14 protein-coding genes and 1 other annotated feature are annotated in these 17,872 nt (G+C 38.8%); of the genes, 12 read left to right on the forward strand and 2 right to left on the reverse strand.

Features of this window, described 5'->3' with window-relative positions; translation table 11 throughout:
- Positions 1-67: 67 nt before the first annotated feature.
- The 3 genes from recJ to AC2CGN_RS08595 all read left to right on the forward strand — a co-directional run bounded on the left by recJ (position 68) and on the right by AC2CGN_RS08595 (position 3,224).
- Complete coding sequence (gene recJ / locus AC2CGN_RS08585; RefSeq protein WP_484513338.1) at positions 68-2,158, forward strand: single-stranded-DNA-specific exonuclease RecJ; 2,091 nt, start codon at positions 68-70, stop codon at positions 2,156-2,158.
- A gap of 33 nt (positions 2,159-2,191) precedes the next feature.
- On the forward strand, positions 2,192-2,704 hold the full coding sequence (locus AC2CGN_RS08590; protein WP_283868891.1) for an adenine phosphoribosyltransferase: 513 nt from the start codon (positions 2,192-2,194) through the stop codon (positions 2,702-2,704).
- A gap of 70 nt (positions 2,705-2,774) precedes the next feature.
- Positions 2,775-3,224 carry a hypothetical protein gene (locus AC2CGN_RS08595; protein ID WP_484513340.1) on the forward strand — a complete coding sequence of 150 codons (450 nt, stop codon included), beginning with the start codon at positions 2,775-2,777 and terminating at the stop codon, positions 3,222-3,224.
- A 13-nt stretch (positions 3,225-3,237) separates the two neighbouring features.
- Here the strand turns inward: AC2CGN_RS08595 and AC2CGN_RS08600 are convergent, their stop codons facing one another.
- Positions 3,238-3,696 carry a MarR family winged helix-turn-helix transcriptional regulator gene (locus AC2CGN_RS08600; RefSeq protein ID WP_484513342.1) on the reverse strand — a complete coding sequence of 153 codons (459 nt, stop codon included), beginning with the start codon at positions 3,694-3,696 and terminating at the stop codon, positions 3,238-3,240.
- A gap of 180 nt (positions 3,697-3,876) precedes the next feature.
- On the opposite strand from AC2CGN_RS08600, the gene AC2CGN_RS08605 reads away from it, so the two are divergent.
- From AC2CGN_RS08605 to AC2CGN_RS08640, 8 genes are all read left to right on the forward strand, one after another.
- Positions 3,877-5,136 carry an MFS transporter gene (locus AC2CGN_RS08605; RefSeq protein ID WP_429987757.1) on the forward strand — a complete coding sequence of 420 codons (1,260 nt, stop codon included), beginning with the start codon at positions 3,877-3,879 and terminating at the stop codon, positions 5,134-5,136.
- 1,007 nt (positions 5,137-6,143) lie between these two features.
- The gene (locus AC2CGN_RS08610) at positions 6,144-7,235 is read left to right on the forward strand and encodes a carbohydrate kinase (protein WP_484513345.1); all 1,092 of its coding nucleotides are present in this window, start codon (positions 6,144-6,146) and stop codon (positions 7,233-7,235) included.
- 4 nt (positions 7,236-7,239) lie between these two features.
- The gene (locus AC2CGN_RS08615; RefSeq protein ID WP_283868887.1) at positions 7,240-8,154 is read left to right on the forward strand and encodes a pseudouridine-5'-phosphate glycosidase; all 915 of its coding nucleotides are present in this window, start codon (positions 7,240-7,242) and stop codon (positions 8,152-8,154) included.
- A 209-nt stretch (positions 8,155-8,363) separates the two neighbouring features.
- Positions 8,364-10,559 carry a RelA/SpoT family protein gene (locus tag AC2CGN_RS08620; protein ID WP_429989855.1) on the forward strand — a complete coding sequence of 732 codons (2,196 nt, stop codon included), beginning with the start codon at positions 8,364-8,366 and terminating at the stop codon, positions 10,557-10,559.
- A gap of 62 nt (positions 10,560-10,621) precedes the next feature.
- A complete protein-coding gene (gene dtd / locus AC2CGN_RS08625) occupies positions 10,622-11,062 on the forward strand; it encodes a D-aminoacyl-tRNA deacylase (protein ID WP_484513348.1) in 441 nt (146 codons plus the stop codon).
- Between the two features lie 72 nt (positions 11,063-11,134).
- Positions 11,135-11,350 (forward strand): DUF2642 domain-containing protein, encoded by a 216-nt coding sequence (locus tag AC2CGN_RS08630; protein ID WP_286925934.1) that lies wholly within the window; start codon positions 11,135-11,137, stop codon positions 11,348-11,350.
- 120 nt (positions 11,351-11,470) lie between these two features.
- Complete coding sequence (locus AC2CGN_RS08635) at positions 11,471-12,781, forward strand: MarR family transcriptional regulator (protein ID WP_484513350.1); 1,311 nt, start codon at positions 11,471-11,473, stop codon at positions 12,779-12,781.
- Positions 12,782-12,935: 154 nt separating this feature from the next.
- Positions 12,936-14,342 (forward strand): YfcC family protein, encoded by a 1,407-nt coding sequence (locus AC2CGN_RS08640; RefSeq protein ID WP_286925936.1) that lies wholly within the window; start codon positions 12,936-12,938, stop codon positions 14,340-14,342.
- Positions 14,343-14,400: 58 nt separating this feature from the next.
- Here the strand turns inward: AC2CGN_RS08640 and AC2CGN_RS08645 are convergent, their stop codons facing one another.
- Positions 14,401-15,972, reverse strand: coding sequence for an N-acetylmuramoyl-L-alanine amidase family protein (locus AC2CGN_RS08645; RefSeq protein WP_484513351.1), 1,572 nt, complete (start codon positions 15,970-15,972; stop codon positions 14,401-14,403).
- 164 nt (positions 15,973-16,136) lie between these two features.
- Positions 16,137-16,379: a binding site (T-box leader), on the forward strand.
- 131 nt (positions 16,380-16,510) lie between these two features.
- Between AC2CGN_RS08645 and hisS the strand changes: the two genes are divergently transcribed.
- Positions 16,511-17,779, forward strand: coding sequence for a histidine--tRNA ligase (gene hisS / locus AC2CGN_RS08650; RefSeq protein ID WP_429982583.1), 1,269 nt, complete (start codon positions 16,511-16,513; stop codon positions 17,777-17,779).
- Positions 17,780-17,872 lie beyond the last annotated feature (93 nt).

The raw sequence follows: 17,872 nt of genomic DNA on the forward strand, positions 1-17,872 counted from the left end.
ATTACCAAAGTTTTGAATCTATTCGATGGAACGCCGTGTGAGGTGAAAGTCTCACGCACGGTGTGAAGTGGGGGAAAAGCTAGAGATAACTTCAAAGGCTTACCTATCACTATATGGTGTAACAAGTACAACTGTCATGCTTAATGTGCTACTCGATCTTGGAGCGGATGTATCGTTTAAAATTCCGAATCGTTTTATTCATGGCTATGGACCTCATGGGGATTTATTTCGTGAAGCATGTGACGAGGGTGTCCAGCTAATTATTACAGTAGATAATGGAATTTCGGGCATTGAACCGATTCGTATTGCAAAGGAACTTGGAATGGATGTTATTGTCACAGACCATCATGAACCAGGTGATGAATTACCGCCAGCGGATATTATTTTACATCCTCGTATACCAGAAGGGCATTATCCATTTGGTGAGCTTGCAGGTGTAGGTGTCGCTTTTAAGTTAGCGCATGCCCTATATGGGGAGTTACCTACACATTTAATAGAATTGGTAGCTGTCGGAACTATTGCGGATTTAGTACCATTAGTGGATGAAAATCGCTATCTTGTTAAACGTGGAATTGAAGAAATGCGCCGTTCTCTTAGTCCTTGGGTATTGGCAATGTGTGAAGTAGCAAGTGCCGAGCAAGCTAAAATCAACGAAGAAACAATCGGCTTTTATTTTGGTCCTCGCTTAAATGCAGTTGGTCGCCTTGGCGAAGCAGCACCAGGTGTAGAGCTATTAATGGCCGAGGATCATGCAAAGGCAACAGCATTGGCAAAACAGCTCAATGCATGTAATAGTGAACGCAAAGATATTGTGAAAAGTATAACAGATCAGGCAGTTGCTCTTATTGAATCGGATGAAAAAATTCGCAATTCACTTGTTATAGTTGTAGCAGGAGAGGGCTGGAATGCAGGTGTCGTGGGAATAGTTGCATCTCGACTTGTCGAACTTTATTACCGTCCAACAATTGTACTTTCATTAGACAATGAAAAAGGGACAGCAAAAGGCTCTGCCCGTAGTATTGAAGGATTCCATTTGTACAATGAACTAGCCAAAAATAGAGATATACTGCCCCATTTTGGTGGACACCCTATGGCAGCCGGCATGACATTAGCAATCGAGCATGTTGACGAATTACGATTACGCTTAGATGCTCAAGCAAAAGCTTGTTTATCAGAGGAGCAACTGACACCTGTATTGACTATCGACATACCTCTGAAGCTGGATGAAATTTCAGCAGATGCCATTGAAGAAATTTCAACGCTTGGTCCATATGGTACAGATTTTCCAAAGCCTGTTTATGTGCTTGAAGATGTAGAGATATCCTCTATGCGGAAAATTGGAGCAGCAGAAAACCATATAAAAATGGAATTGACGGATGGCTATGAAAAATTGGATAGTGTCGGTTTCAATAAAGGACATTTGCACGACGAGTTAACCTATGGAATAAAAGTATCATTTACTGGGGATTTACAAATTAACGAATGGCAAGGACGTAAAAAAGCACAATTTATGATAGAGGATGTTCAAACGACAGAATGGCAATTATTTGATATTCGTGGTATTCGTCAAACGGCTCGCTGGTTAAATACCATTCCGAAAGAAGAAGCAACTTTTATTGCCTTCCGTCAAGAGACGGTGACTTACTACCAATCTCTTATTGGTGAGCCTATTTTAGCAGTAGATTCTTCACTTTCAAATGTGGAACAAAGCAATTATATCGTGTTTTTAGATTTACCACACAATGTTCAACTGTTAGAAAATGTCTTGCAAAAAACAGCTCCATCTCGTATTTATGCACATTTCTATATGCCTGATTCGCAATATTTCAATGGATTGCCGACTCGCGAGCAATTTGCTTGGTACTATAAATTTTTGAAAAACCGTCCAGCTTTTCCACTTAATATGCATTTAGCTGATTTAGCAAAGCATACAGGTTGGCCGTTAGATGCATTAAAATTTATGACACAGGTGTTTTTTGAGCTTGGTTTTGTTAAAATGGAGAGTGGACTGACGACTGTCAACGTGAATGCCACAAAACAGGCGCTTACGGAGGCACCGTCTTACAAACAACGTTCAGAACAGATTGAAATGGAGCAAAAGCTGATTTATGCCCCTTATATAGAATTAAAACAATGGTTTGATGAACGATTACATTAATAGACGAAAAAGGTTCGTAGGAGGAGCAATAAAATGGATTTAAAGCAATATGTAACAACGGTTGAGAACTGGCCAAAAGAGGGCATTAGCTTCAAGGATATCACAACAATTATGGACAATGGTCCAGCATACAAATATGCAACAGATCAAATTGTCACGTATGCGAAAGAGTTAGGCGCAGAAATTATAGTGGGTCCAGAGGCTCGTGGTTTTATTATCGGGTGTCCAGTTGCTTATGCCCTCGAAATTGGCTTTGCCCCTGTTCGTAAACCAGGAAAATTACCCCGTGAAGTGGTAAGTGCTGATTATGGTCTTGAATACGGAAAAGATACATTAACTATGCATAAAGATGCCATTAAACCAGGTCAAAAGGTGTTAATTTGTGATGATTTACTTGCAACTGGCGGTACTGTTGAAGCAACAGTTCGTTTAGTGGAACAATTGGGTGGTCAGGTTGTTGGCTGTGCCTTCCTAATCGAATTAACAGAGCTAAACGGCCGTGCAAAACTTGGCGATTTAAATGTGAAAACACTTATTGAATATTAATACAGACAAAGGAAAAGCGCCAAATGATTATGGCGCTTTTTTGTATGGAGTTTTGACCGACTGATAAAAATTGTTTAGGTGGGCCAAAAGCTACTCGGTTCGCCAGCTGATTCGCTCAGGTGTGCGTGAAAACTGCTCAGGTCGCCAGCATATCCGCTCAGGTAAGCGTGAAAACCGTTCGGATTGTCAGTACATCCGCTCGGGTGTGGGTGAAAATCGCTCGGATTGTCAGCATATCCGCTCAGGGAAGCGTGAAAACCGCTCGAGTTGCCAGCATGTCCGCTCAGGTGTGCGTGAAAACCGCTCGGGTCGCCAACATATCCGCTCAGGTGTGGGTGAAAATCGCTCGGGTCGCCAGGATTTCCGCTCAGGTGTGGGTGAAAATCGCTCGGGTCGCCAGGATTTCCGCTCAGATGTGCGTGAAAACTGCTCGGGTCGCCAGATGTTCCGCTCAGGTGGGCAAAAACTGCTCGGTTTCCCAGCCAATTCCTTAGGTCAGGTTCATGCCATAACGTTATAACCCCTCCTAAAAACTACGCTTCATCGTAAGAGCGGATGATTTTTTGGATGGTTCTTAATGTGTCATAGAAATTTGCATATTGATCAATGCCGATATCAGCAATAATTCTTTCTTGAATAGTCTGCCAAATAGGGGTGGCTTCATTTAGTTTTTCCTTTCCCTTAGCTGTTAATGAAATATTTTTTGTACGAGCATCTTGTGGATTTCTTGTTAATTCCACATAGCCACTTTGCTTTAATATATTTATATTCCGTGTTACGGTGGTTTGGTCAAGTTGCAGAATTCCACCTAATCGACTTATTGAAACGGTTTGTTGATGAGCGATATTGGCAAGCATTGAATATTGTGTGACCTTTAGACCTGTTGGCTGTAGCAACCTATCATATAATTGTGTCACTACTCTTGTTTTTTTTCTAAGGTTTGCGCAAACACATATCTGCGTATAATCTATTGTCTTCAGATTATTCTCCATTGTTCAGTTCCCCTTTATGGATTCAGATAGCTTCAGTATACACCTATTAGATGATAAATACTGCTTGACAGCAAGAATTGCTCTTACTATCATTATATATATGTATATACATATAATACAAACAAAAACATGTATATACATGTTTAACTTGAAAATCTTTCAGGAAATGAAGGTGTTAGGATGAAGCGTGTTCATTATAGTTGGTTTATTCTTATAATCGCATTTTTCTCAATCATCGTTGCTGGTATTACAATGTCATCATCAGGCGTTTTTATCAATTCATTTGAAAAGGAATTTAATTGGGATAGATCCTTAATTGCACTAGCCTTTGCGGTTAGTTTGTTTTTATATGGGTTTTCTGGACCATTTATGGCAGCATTACTTGAAGTAGCAGGTTTGAAGAAAATGATGCTTGGGGCAATGGCGACCCTTGTAACAGGCTTGATTCTTACACTTTTTATGAGCCAACCATGGCAATTAGTCATTATTTGGGGAGGGGTTATTGGCTTAGGAGCCAGCCTCTTTTTAACAGTGTTAAGTCCATATGTCGCCAATCATTGGTTTGTAAAAAGAAGAGGGCTAGCGGTGGGAATTTTAACGTCAAGTACAGCAACCGGGCAATTAATTTTACTGCCTGTACTGGCTATTATCATTGAGCAATTTTCTTGGAGACATGCGATTGGTTTAATTCTTCTACTTAGTACGCTCATGTTTATCATCATTTTGCTATTTATAAAAAACAAACCACAAGATATTGGGATGTTACCTTATGGACAGGAAGAAGAGTTAGAAATATCTCAAGAGCCTCATAAAAAAAATCCAATTACTATAGCTTTTAGTGGACTATTTGAGGCCATAAAGGTTAAAGAATTTTGGCTATTAGCGGGAAGTTTTTTTATTTGCGGTCTTTCAACAAGTGGATTAGTCGGCACTCATTTTGTATCCTATTGTATTAGCTTTGGTGTACCATTAGTTACTGCTGCATCGCTTCTTTCCTTTATGGGCATATTTAATCTCGTTGGTACTACTTTGTCAGGGTGGCTATCGGATCGTTTTGATAATCGATGGTTATTGTTTTGGTACTATCTTTTAAGAGGGATGTCCTTGCTATTGCTTCCTTACGCATTATCTCAAGGTTCACTTCCCTTACTAGCGATCTTTTCAATTTTTTACGGATTAGATTGGATTGCCACTGTACCTCCAACCATTAGTATTGCTAGACAAACTTTTGGGACGAATAAAAGTGGTGTTATTTATGGATGGATTTTTGCATCACACCAGGCAGGTGCTGCTCTAGCTGCTTATGGTGGAGGGCTCATTTATAAGTTTTTCAATTCATATACATGGGCTTTTTTCCTGGCAGGTGTTTTCTGTGCTTTAGCAAGCTTATTTGTTATTATGGTAAAAAAACAGCCACAAAGGCAAGCTCATCCTGAATAATATTGAAAAATGAACTCTATAATCTTATTGATTTCATTTTCATGTTGTTGAAATACTATTATGTCAATGAAATCAAGGTGACAAATTAAAAAGTATGCCCTTTTTCAAAACGAGGGGTTGATCTCCGTTCCGACTGAGTGCTTTCCTGGGGGCGTCCGATGAGCCGCTTGGGGCAACATGAGGTTGGTCACGAAGGCGTTGTCACAGGACGTGACGATTTTAGCCTTTGTTCCCCTAATGTGCTCGCTCCAGGGTCTCCTCTGTGACGCTGAATCCCCTAGGAGTCACTCAGTCTACACTCCAATCAACCATTGCTCATAGTATTTTTCATTGGCATTTCACATAAATGTATAGTGATAAATTGGATTCTTAGCCATCACTATTTTTCGCAAAAATGAAGCTGATAACATTTTCTATGCGAAAGCAACATGTCAGCAATAAGTGGCTTTATGTTTATTTATAAAGTAGTTTTATGCACAAAATGTAGGTTGACAGCTATAGAATTGTACTACTATTCTATCCATTTAATGATGGTGAGTAATATGCTTTTACTTTACTTTTGAAGGAAGAAAATATTTAAAGTTCTAACTATTATTGATTGGAGTGCAAGGCTACTCGACTCCCGTGGGATAGCGAGACAGACGAGAAACTGAGGCCAACACGAGGTTGGTCACGAAGGCGTTGTCACAGGACGTGACGCACTTAGCCTTCGTTCCTCCAGCGCAGGAAGCGGCTCGTCGCTCGCCCACAGGAAGCTTTGCTCTGTGCGAAAGCGAAGCAACAGCAACAAATGTTTTAACTGTGCGAAAGCGAAGCGACAGCAACAAAGCGAGTAGCCTGGAACGGAAATCACCTTCATTTTGACTAAATGTTCACAAAAGGTCCCTTGACTATTTAGCTTTTCAACACTATGAAAATGAACTCAATAATCTTATTGATTTCATTTTTTTTTGACTTATAACAAACAAAAGTTTATAATGTAAACAAATATAATAAAAGGTGATGCTATGAATGAAAGAGAACAGGCGGTACTGGCATTAATTCGTCAAAATCCGTTTATGTCTCAGCAAGAGATGGCGGATAAGATGAATCTATCTCGTCCAGTGCTAGCCAACTTAGTGTCGAGCTTAACGAAGCAAGGAAAAATAGTAGGACGTGCGTATATTTTACCCGAGGAAAATGAAATTATTTGTATCGGTGGTGCAAATCTAGATCGTAAATTTCATGTGAAGGGGAACGTCCAGTTTGGTACTTCCAATCCTGCAAGCTCTTCTTTTAGTGTAGGTGGTGTTGGGCGAAACATTGCTGAGAACCTAGGTAGGCTAAATCATCAGGTAACATTACTAACAACGGCTGGCAAGGATGCTGATTGGCAAGTAATCCATGAGGCTTCTGAGTCCTTTATGAATTTACGTTATGTTGAGCAATTACCAGATGCTTCAACTGGCTCTTATACGGCAATCATGGATGAGCAGGGAGAGCTAGCACTGGCTGTTGCAAACATGGAGGTATATGATCTGTTATTGCCGAGCTTGTTAAAGAAGCACGAGGCAATGCTTGTTAATGCTGGATGCTATATTTTGGATTTAAACTGCCCGAAGGAAACAGTAGCCTATATTCAACAGATGGCAATTGCTCGTGAAATTCCGTTAGTCATTGTGCCTGTATCTTCCCCTAAAATGAATCGACTACCTGATACATTGCAAGGGGTTACTTGGTTTATTTGTAACACGGACGAAGCGGAAACAATTGTTGGGCATGCAATTGAAAGCGCTGCCGATTATGAAAAAGCATTACAGCAACTACTTCAATTAGGTGCTGAGCATGTCATTATTACAGCAGGAAGCAAGGGTGTTTTTGCAGCATCAACTTCGATTAAGCCTTGTCATTTTAAGGCTAAGATTATAGATAAGATTGAAGATGTAACAGGTGCAGGAGACGCCTTTGTCAGTGCAGTGATCCATAGCTGGCTTACTGGACAATCCTTCGCAACATGCATTGATGCCGGTTTGACAAATGCTAAAAACACACTGGCATCCCCATACACAGTAAGACCTGAATTATCCGTAGATTTGTTAAAAAGTGAAATGGAGGAATAACAACATGAAAGAATTCATTGTATTATCAGAGGAAGTAAAAGCAGGACAAGCAAAAGGTTTACCAATCGTAGCATTAGAATCAACAATTATCTCTCACGGTATGCCATACCCTCAAAACGTACAAACTGCGCGTGAAGTTGAGCAAATTATCCGTGACAATGGTGCAGTTCCAGCAACGATTGCTTTAATTGACGGGAAAATTAAAATCGGTTTATCAGATGAAGAACTTGAAATGTTCGGTAATGCACAAGGAGTAGCAAAAACTTCACGTCGTGATTTAGGCTATTTATTGGCAACAAAAAAATTAGGTGCGACAACTGTAGCGGCAACAATGATTTGTGCTGAACTTGCGGGCATTGAAATTTTCGTAACAGGTGGTATCGGTGGTGTTCATCGAGGCGCTGAAACAACAATGGACATCTCAGCGGATTTAGAAGAACTGGCACAAACAAATGTGGCAGTAATTTGTGCCGGTGCTAAATCAATTTTAGATATTGGTTTAACATTAGAATATCTTGAAACAAAGGGTGTACCTGTCGTTGGATTTGGCACAGATGAAGTGCCTGCGTTCTATACTCGTCAAAGTGGTTTCGATGTTAACTTTAAACTAGAAACACCAGAGGAAGTAGCAGAGATGCTACGTGCAAAATGGCAATTAGGGTTGAAAGGCGGAGCTGTTATTGCAAATCCGATTCCGGAGTCTGAGGCGCTTGAGCATGCATTCATTACAGAAATCATTGAAAAAGCGTTAATAGAAGCAGAGGAGAATGGTATTCAAGGCAAAAACGTTACGCCATTCTTACTTGGAAAAGTAAAAGAATTAACAGAGGGTAAAAGCCTTGATGCAAACATTGCATTAGTAAAAAATAATGCAGTTGTAGGCGCAAAAATTGCTGTGGCGTATAATAAATTAAGCTAAATAATTATACGAAAAGAGAGACTCTTTGCGAAATATTACATTCGCAGAGGGTCTTTTTATTCATTATGAAGAAAAATTCTTCCATTTTTCACATTGTTCACGAGATTAACTAAACAAAATGACATAGTCGCTTTACAATAGGCTACAATATTTTATACAATTAAATTTATATCTAATCTGAAAAATTTGACGAGCAAGGTGGACATGTTATGGCGAAAGAGCAAATTTTGACTCCCGAGGACGTATTTGAGTTAGTCAAATCCTACATGAATGATGAAAATGTCGCATTCGTGAAAAAAGCATATGAATTAGCAAGGAATGCCCATATCGAGCAATTCCGAAGTTCAGGTGAACCCTATATTATTCACCCAGTACAAGTAGCTGGTATTTTAGCTGAATTACAAATGGACCCTGAAACAGTTGCGGCTGGTTTTTTACATGATGTTGTCGAGGATACAGATTTTACGCGCGACGATTTAGTTCGTGAATTCGGCGAAGAGGTTGCAATGCTTGTTGATGGCGTGACAAAGCTGGGGAAAATTAAATATTTATCAAAAGAAGCGCAACAAGCAGAAAATCATCGTAAAATGTTTGTTGCTATGGCACAGGATATCCGTGTCATTTTAATTAAACTGGCTGACCGTTTACACAATATGCGGACGCTCAAGCATTTGCCTGCTGAAAAGCAACGCCGTATCTCTAAAGAAACGCTTGAAATTTTTGCGCCACTTGCGCATCGCCTTGGAATTTCGACAGTTAAATGGGAGCTAGAAGATACAGCTCTTCGTTATTTAAATCCACAGCAATATTACCGCATTGTTAGTCTGATGAAGAAAAAACGCGATGAACGTGAGGCCTATTTAGAAAATGTTATGGCTGAAATGAAATCACAGCTTACAGAGGTCGAAATCGATGCAGATATTTATGGTCGTCCAAAACATATCTACAGCATCTATCGCAAAATGGTGTTGCAAAAAAAACAATTTAATGAGATTTATGATTTATTAGCCATTCGTGTATTGGTCGATAGTATTAAAGATTGCTATGCTGTGCTAGGAATCGTGCATACGCTATGGAAGCCGATGCCTGGACGCTTTAAGGATTATATTGCAATGCCCAAGCAAAATCTTTATCAATCACTGCATACGACAGTAATTGGCCCTTATGGTGACCCATTAGAGGTGCAAATTCGTACAAAGGAAATGCATAAGATTGCCGAGTACGGGATTGCTGCACATTGGGCATATAAAGAAGGTAAAAAGATTGATACCGAAAAACAAAATGTTGATCAAAAATTAACATGGTTCCGTGAAATTTTAGAATTTCAAAATGAATCCTCAAATGCTGAGGAATTTATGGAATCTTTAAAATTTGATTTATTTTCTGATATGGTTTATGTATTCACACCTGAAGGAGATGTCATTGAATTACCAGCAGGTTCTGTACCTATCGACTTCGCATACCGTGTGCATTCAGAGGTCGGAAATCGTACAATTGGCGCGAAAATTAATGGTAAAATGGTACCGCTTGATACACCGTTAAAAACGGGAGACATTATTGAAATTTTAACCTCTAAGCAATCTTTTGGCCCAAGCCGTGATTGGCTTAAAATAGCGCAATCCTCACAGGCAAAAAATAAAATAAAACAGTTTTTCAAACGTCATCTTCGTGAAGAAAATATTCTCAAAGGCAAAGAGATGATTGAAAAGGAAATCCGTGCACAGGATTATGACATGAAGGAGACCATGTCTGCTGAAAATTTAAAGCGTGTTTGCGACAAATTTAATTACACAAATGAAGATGATTTATATGCAGCTGTTGGTGTGAATGGTATAACTGCACAGCAAGTTGTTAATCGACTAGCTGAAAAACGCCGCAAGGAACGTGAACAGGAAGAAGCACTCGAGAAAATCGAACAAAAAATGAAAAATCATGTTCCACAAAAACGCACAGAATCTGGTGTTATCGTAAAAGGTATTGACAATATGCTTATTCGACTTTCACGTTGTTGTACACCTGTGCCTGGTGATGATATTGTCGGCTTTATTACGAAAGGGAGAGGTGTTTCGGTACATCGTGCAGACTGTCCAAACATCCAAGTAGAGGATGAGCAGGAACGTTTGATAGAGGTTGAGTGGGAAAATGGATTGACTCCTGAGAAAAAAGAATACCCAGTTGATATTGAAGTATCAGCCTTTGATCGACCCGGCATATTAAATGAAATTATGCAAATTGTTAGTGAAACGAAAACAAATATTTTAGCTGTCAGTGGTCGGGCTGATCGTGAAAAAATGGCGACTATTCATTTAACAATATCGATTTCAAATATTTCGCATTTGCATAAGGTTGTAGAGCGTATTAAACAAACACCAGATATTTATTCAGTGCAACGAGTGATTAATTAAAAGAGTCCTTGGTGGATTAACTTTCTTATTTATGGACAACGATAGAATTGAGGTTTTAAAGAATGAAAGTAGTTTTACAACGTAGTAAAGCAGCCACTGTTACGGTTGACGGGAAAGTAACTGGCGCTATTGATAATGGTTATGTCCTTTTGGTAGGAATAACACATGAGGATACACAAGAGGATGTTGACTATTTAGCCAAAAAAATAGCTAATCTTCGCCTTTGGGAAGATGCTGATGGAAAAATGAACCACTCTATTTTAGAGCATGGAGGGGCTATATTATCCGTCTCACAATTTACATTGTATGGGGATGCAAAAAAGGGGAATCGACCAAGTTTTACAAATGCAGCAAGACCAGAAGTTGCGGAGCCGTTATGGCAGGCTTTTAATGATGCCTTACGTTTATACGGTTTACAAGTGGAGACAGGTATATTTGGGGCAATGATGGACGTTGCACTTACAAATGATGGTCCCGTTACTATACTTCTTGAGTCAAAATAATGGTACATTTCCTATGATTCCTTCATACACTATAAAGTATGGTTAGTTTTGTAGGAAGGAAGTGTCTTAAAGATGACGAAAATGGGAAGCATATCAAATCCATATTTATACGAAACTCTTAACATGATGATTGGTCAGGCTATTGTAGTACAAACTGAGAAAAATATTCAGCAAGGTGAATTAGCTTCAGTATTACCTGACCATATCGTTGTAGAGATTAGTCGTACGCCTTTCTTCATTCGTATGGAGGAAATTGTGTGGGTTACCTTGGCAACAGTTAAAAAATAAGTAAGTAAGTGGAGGCCTTCAATTCACATTATGTGACTGGAGGTTTTTTTTATGATGTAGAGTCATTTTTACTATATAATTATCTAAAAGTTTTGTCATTTTGAAAGGGGAAGTTAAACAATGCAAAGGGTAGCCGTACTTGGCTCATTATTTTTCTGGAATAACATAAAACAACATTTTTCGGCATTTCCTCAAGTGCAATTTATTCATTTCCCTTACACAGTACCTGAGCAAAGTGTTGAATTGATTGATGAGGCAGCAGCCCAGTCAGACATTTTATTATTTGCTGGCTCGATTTCCTATCATTACTGCATAGATAAGATAAAAGCTAAAAAGATTCAAGCAACCTATATTTCGTTTGATGAATTAACATTGTCATTATCATTGCTATCCATACAACATAACCAGAAAGTAGAATTATCTAAACTATCAATTGATTTACCTAAAAAAGATATTCTAAATCAAGTTTTAATAGAGTCGGATATACAACCTCCCAAGCTGCATGTAATAGATTACGCCTGGGTATATGTTCAAAACGAAAAAATAAATCACTTCCAAATTGATGACTATATCATGTTCCATAAGGAGTTGTATAAAGCAGGGGAAACGGAGCTAGCACTTACAAGCTTACATGCTGTTTATGAAGCGTTACAACAAGCAAGAATCCCAGCAAGCTATATGGTTGAACGGAAACAGACATTTATCTCAACTGTAAATAAAGCCCTTAATGCTTATAAAAACACCCTATTAATTTCATCACAAATTGCTGTTGTATCAATTCGCAGCAGAGAGAATGCTACTATTTCTAATCAACAATTGTGGATGGAGAATTTAGAAAAAGTATCTAAAATGTTTCACGCAAGGGTAGCTCAATCCCTTCAAGAGCCCTACTTAATTTTTTCTACAAGAGGCGTAATTGAAACAATTGATAGGGTCTACTTAACATCATTAATGAGACAGTTTGAAGTGCAATTTGAAACAACTTTTCATATTGGAATAGGATTTGGATATTCATTACATGAAGCTGAGAAACACTCCTCCCAAGCATTGTTTTTTACAACAAAATTTGACGAGCATTCCACTGTTTTGTGCCTTGTTGATGAAGAAAGCCGACTTCATGGACCATTATTTGAAAATAATAAAAAAATAGCATTATCGAATAATAATCAGCAGATATTAAAGGTTGCTGAAAAATTAAAAATGAGTGCTAAAAATTTAAATTTAATTAGGCAATTTATTAAGTTAAATAAAAATCGACCTTTTTCTGCAACAGAATTAGCAACGTATTTAAATCTTTCTCGTCGATCGGCAGAACGAATGATTAATCGATTAATGGAGCAAAATTATCTCGAATTATCAGGTGAAGAGCATCCATATCATCAGGGGCGTCCACGAAAGCTATATAAAGCAACTAATCTATTAGAGATATGAAATGATAGAAAATTAATACTTTACAATAAATTTGAACTATTGTATATTTATTTTCAATTAAACGACATATAGCGACAAAATTTTTAGGGAGGAGTATCCATGAAATAGAAAAAACGCTAATGTCTGAATTATTGAAGATAAGTGGGTGGGATATATGGAAAATGAACAAATGGCTAAAAAGAAAAGCTGGCTAAAGGTACCTCATACATATACGATCATTTTTGCTATTATTTTTCTTGCAGGTATTTTAAGCTATATTATTCCAGCAGGGGAATTTGACCGTGTAGAGGATAAGGAAGGTCGAATGCTGGTTGTAGATGGAAGCTACCATCATATTGAGAGTGAACCTGTATCATTTTTTGAAATGTTTACAGCTATTCCAATGGGGCTAGAAAAGGGAGCACAGATTATATTTTATATTTTTCTAGTAAGTGGTGTGTTTGGAATTATTCGTGCTACTGGTGCGATAGAAGCAGGTGTTTATAAGGGTGTAAAAGCATTAGAGGGCAGGGAGAAACTACTTATTCCATTATCGATGATTTTATTCTCTGTTGGTGGTTTCACGATGGGGATGGCAGAAGAAACAATTATTTTTGTGCCAATTGGGGTAGCGATAGCCCGGGCAATGGGGTTTGATGCAGTAACAGGAACAGCTATGATTACGCTTGGTGCTGCTAGTGGTTTTTTTGGAGGAATGCTCAATCCATTTACAGTAGGGGTTGCACAATCTTTAGCTGATGTACCTTTATTTTCAGGGATTGGCTTCCGTGCAGTTGTATATGTGTTTGTATTAGGGTTTGCGATTTTCTATGTATCGCGCTATGCCTTTAAAGTCAAAAAGAATCCCCAGGCAAGTGTTATCTATGATATTGAACAGAAGGCAAAATCAAATCTTTCTACAATTGCTATGCCAACCTTAACAGGAAAGCATAAATTAGTGTTCATTGCGATGGCTTGTGGAATAGGTTTTAATATTTATGGGGTCTTTAACTGGGGCTGGTTTTTAACTCAATTAACGGCATCCTTTTTAATTATGGGCTTAATTGCAGGGCTTTTAGGGGGATTAAAGCCTGGAACGATTTTTGATTCCTTTATTGATGGGGCTAAGGCTGTTACCTTTGGTGCGCTTATAGTTGGTTTTGCACGTGCCATTACAGTTGTACTTGAGCAAGGGAAAATTATTGATACAATTGTTTATGCTGCATCGGAAACGATTGGTCATTTGCCACACTCTATTAGTGCAATCGGAATGTTATTTATTCAAGCTCTCTTAAACCTGTTTATTTCATCAGGTAGTGGTCAAGCTGCAGCAACAATGCCAATAATGATTCCGATTACAGATTTATTAGGTTTAGAGCGCCAAGTTGCTGTTTTAGCATTCCAATATGGAGATTCATTAACAAACTCAATTATTCCTACTTCATCGGCCTTGATGGCATATTTGGCTGTTGCAGGTATTCCGTATGAAAAATGGATAAAATTTATTTGGAAGATGATTCTTGGCTGGGCAGTTATTGCCTGTATTGCATTAATTGCGGCTGTCGCTTTAGGAATCTCTTAAAAGAAAAGGCTGTGCAGAAAAGTAGATTGTTATCTTCTATCTGCACAGCTTTTTGATGTTAATTGCCTTCATTAAAATAATTTAAGATGCCTTGATAAATCCCAAGACTTGCTTGTTCTCTGAATTTTGCTGTTGTCACGACACGTTCCTCACTAGCATTACTTAAGAAGCCTAATTCAAGAAGGACAGCCTTTTGCCGATTTTCTCGTAGTACTAAAAAATTCCCTTGCTGAGCTCCACGATCTCTTAAATCTATTTTGCTGGACAGCCCATTATGAATGGCCTCTGCAAGACCCTTTTGGTTACTGTTCAAATAGTATGATGTAAAGCCATTAATGGAGCTATCGCCCGTTGCATCGTAATGAATACTAATAAAAGCATCTGCCTCATGCTGATGGCCTATAGAGACACGTTTTCGGAGTGCTACATATTCATCCGATTCTCTAGTCATCACAACATTGGCACCAGCAGCCCTTAACTTAGAAGCAAGCAGAGAAGCAGTTTTTAATGTGATATCCTTCTCATCCGTTCCTCGTTGTCCCGTGGTACCATGATCATTACCACCATGTCCAGCATCGACCACAATTGTAAGCCCATTTAACGTTCCTTTTTTACGAGGCTCAGAGGTATTCTCTTTAGTCGTCACAGCTTTGTTGGAGGTAGTAGTCACGACCCAATTCGCTACAAATGCTGTTTTGTCACCTAATTGTATTTCATAAAAATCATCTTTCGCACCCACAATAGGGTAGCTTTGGCCGGCATCAACACGTTCTACGACCTCAGCTGTTGTAGTAGCATCTGTCCGTAAGTTTGTCCCATTATAGATAATTGTCACAGATTCCAGCTCTGTAGATGAGGAAGATGTGGATTTAGTTTTTTCTACATTTGAAAATGTTCCATAAAAACTATAGACCCAGCCAGATATTTTCTTATTGTACTGAATTTGTACCCAATTGTGTTCTTGGGCTAATACTTTAAAGGCTTGTCCCTTTTTAACAGAACCTACTTTTTTGGCATTTAAATCTGGTTTTTTTCGAACATTCAGTGTATCCACTAACACCGTAAATGTTGTATCCTTGTTCACCTTTTTTGTAGATACTTCAATGACTGGTTTATCAGAATCAGCTTTTTTTTCAGGTATATTATTAATGGTTACATAATCGGTCGAAACCCAGCCAACTAGCCCGTTCCAATCGATTTTCGCCCATTCGCCACTTTCTTCAATCAGATTCGCTTGGTTCCCTGTTGATAGTTGCCCAAGAACCGCCGAAGAAATATCGGGTTCAGTGCGAATATTAAGACGATCAACCTGTGAAATGATAGTTTTATCAATGGTTTGTTTAGCATTTATAGGTGCAGTCAGCCATGATGCTACCCAACCTTCGTCATTGCCTGCTTTTACTTGAATCCAGTCTCCTTCTCGAGCAATAGAAGTTAAAGAATCACCTTCTTCTAACGTCGTAATAATGGGGTAGGACAGTCCTGGTCCCTCACGTAAATGAAGAATCGACCCCGTCACTTTTAAATCACTGGTGTCAGCAAACGCACTTTGACCATTAATTTTACTTGGAATGGCAATCGTTAATATTAGCACGAAGATAATCATGATATGTAAAAGTTTTGTTCTCATCAGATTCCTCCTATTCCTTGTGCTATTTTACCATGCTTTAGTAATAGAATTCGTGGGAAAATGGTAATGGAATTTATTGTTTTCATAACTGTTTCGTGAAAAATACAAAAACAGTTGACATTGTCATTCGTTGTGACTAACATAAAGGGTAATCAAAAATTGATTTACTGCTTATGACCAAGCAAGTAGCGTGTACCTCTATTGGAAAAGAGAGGGAAAGACCTAGGCTGCAATCTTTCCTACAAAAATGTATGACGTGAACAACACTTGAGAGGCTTTTTTCTGAAAAGTAATGCTTAGTAGGAAAAAACGGAATCGGCCGTTATCCGATTATGAGGAGGACGCTCGTTATTAAGCGCGTCAACTAGGGTGGAACCGCGGAAGCTTCTATAGCTCTCGTCCCTTGCAATATGCAAGGTGGCGAGAGCTTTTTTGTTTCTAAAAAGATGTGGAGCTCGCACAATCCAGATGAAAAACCGGTTAGGTTAACAAGCAGACACTCAAAATTTTCATAAGCAATAATAGAGGAGGTAATTACATGAGTTTTAAAGTACCACGTGGGACGCAGGATATATTGCCGGGTCAATCAGAAAAATGGCAAAAAGTCGAGGCGATTATTCGAGATATTTGTCATGTTTATCGGTACAACGAAATCCGTACACCTATTTTTGAGCAAACAGATTTATTTGCACGTGGTGTTGGTGAAACAACAGATGTTGTGCAAAAAGAAATGTATACCTTTGAGGATCGTGGAGGGCGATCATTGACGCTTCGTCCTGAAAATACAGCTGGTGTAGTCCGTGCTTATGTTGAGCATAAAATGTTCGGTGCCCCAGACCAGCCAGTTAAGTTATCCTATTTAGGTCCAATGTTCCGTTATGAGCGTCAACAAGCTGGACGTTATCGTCAATTTGTACAATTTGGCGTGGAGGCAATTGGTTCAGCTGATCCAGCAATTGATGCTGAAGTGATTGCACTAGCTATGGATGTCTATGAATCAGCAGGCTTAAAGGATTTAAAATTAGTCATCAACTCACTTGGAGATAAGGTTACACGTGATACACATCGTACGGCATTGCTCCAGCATTTTGAACCACATATTCATGAATTTTGTACAGATTGTCAAAATCGACTACAAAAAAACCCATTGCGCATCCTAGATTGTAAGGTAGACCGCGAGCATCCTTTAATGAAATCAGCACCAGCATTAACGGATTTCCTAACGGAGGAATCAGCAGCTTATTTCGCTCAAGTTAAAACTTATTTGGATATTCTAGGTATTTCATATGAGGTTGATCCAAACCTTGTAAGAGGTCTTGATTATTACAACCATACGACATTTGAAATTATGTCAACAGCTTCTGGCTTTGGCGCCATTACGACTCTTTGTGGTGGAGGGCGCTACAATGGGCTTGTGGAAGAAATTGGTGGACCGGATGTACCGGGAATCGGTTTTGCATTAAGTATTGAGCGTCTTTTACTAGCTCTTGAAGCTGAGGGAGTTGAATTAGACACAGCATCAGGTCTTGATGTCTATATGATTGCTATGGGTGATGAAGCAAAGCTAAAGGCAGTTGAATTAACAAGTACCTTCCGTGCGAAGGGCATTGCTACGGAGATGGATTATTTGGATCGCAAAATGAAGGCACAAATGAAATCCGCAGATCGTTTAGGCGCTAAGTATACAATTGTTTTAGGTGACACAGAGCTGGAGGAGCAAGCTGCAACTATTAAGCATATGCAGTCAGGCGAACAACAAAAAGTTGAATTTTCAGCATTAGTGAATTACCTATTACAGCAATCATAATTCAGCTATTAAAAATAAACCGTCCATCACTGGGACAGTCAAAAGGCATTATTTCATCGTTTATAGGAATGAATGCTACATAAATAAAAATTA

The organism is Lysinibacillus sp. DFXJR4, from assembly GCF_057196045.1.

Bases quoted from the DNA above. Each gene is read 5' to 3' on its own strand.
- AC2CGN_RS08590 (WP_283868891.1), top strand. From the start codon at position 2,192: ATGGATTTAAAGCAATATGTAACAACGGTTGAGAACTGGCCAAAAGAG.
- AC2CGN_RS08645 (WP_484513351.1), bottom strand. From the start codon at position 15,972: ATGAGAACAAAACTTTTACATATCATGATTATCTTCGTGCTAATATTA.
- AC2CGN_RS08605 (WP_429987757.1), top strand. From the start codon at position 3,877: ATGAAGCGTGTTCATTATAGTTGGTTTATTCTTATAATCGCATTTTTC.
- AC2CGN_RS08635 (WP_484513350.1), top strand. From the start codon at position 11,471: ATGCAAAGGGTAGCCGTACTTGGCTCATTATTTTTCTGGAATAACATA.
- AC2CGN_RS08610 (WP_484513345.1), top strand. From the start codon at position 6,144: ATGAATGAAAGAGAACAGGCGGTACTGGCATTAATTCGTCAAAATCCG.
- AC2CGN_RS08615 (WP_283868887.1), top strand. From the start codon at position 7,240: ATGAAAGAATTCATTGTATTATCAGAGGAAGTAAAAGCAGGACAAGCA.
- AC2CGN_RS08630 (WP_286925934.1), top strand. From the start codon at position 11,135: ATGACGAAAATGGGAAGCATATCAAATCCATATTTATACGAAACTCTT.
- dtd (WP_484513348.1), top strand. From the start codon at position 10,622: ATGAAAGTAGTTTTACAACGTAGTAAAGCAGCCACTGTTACGGTTGAC.
- AC2CGN_RS08640 (WP_286925936.1), top strand. From the start codon at position 12,936: ATGGAAAATGAACAAATGGCTAAAAAGAAAAGCTGGCTAAAGGTACCT.
- AC2CGN_RS08620 (WP_429989855.1), top strand. From the start codon at position 8,364: ATGGCGAAAGAGCAAATTTTGACTCCCGAGGACGTATTTGAGTTAGTC.
- hisS (WP_429982583.1), top strand. From the start codon at position 16,511: ATGAGTTTTAAAGTACCACGTGGGACGCAGGATATATTGCCGGGTCAA.
- AC2CGN_RS08600 (WP_484513342.1), bottom strand. From the start codon at position 3,696: ATGGAGAATAATCTGAAGACAATAGATTATACGCAGATATGTGTTTGC.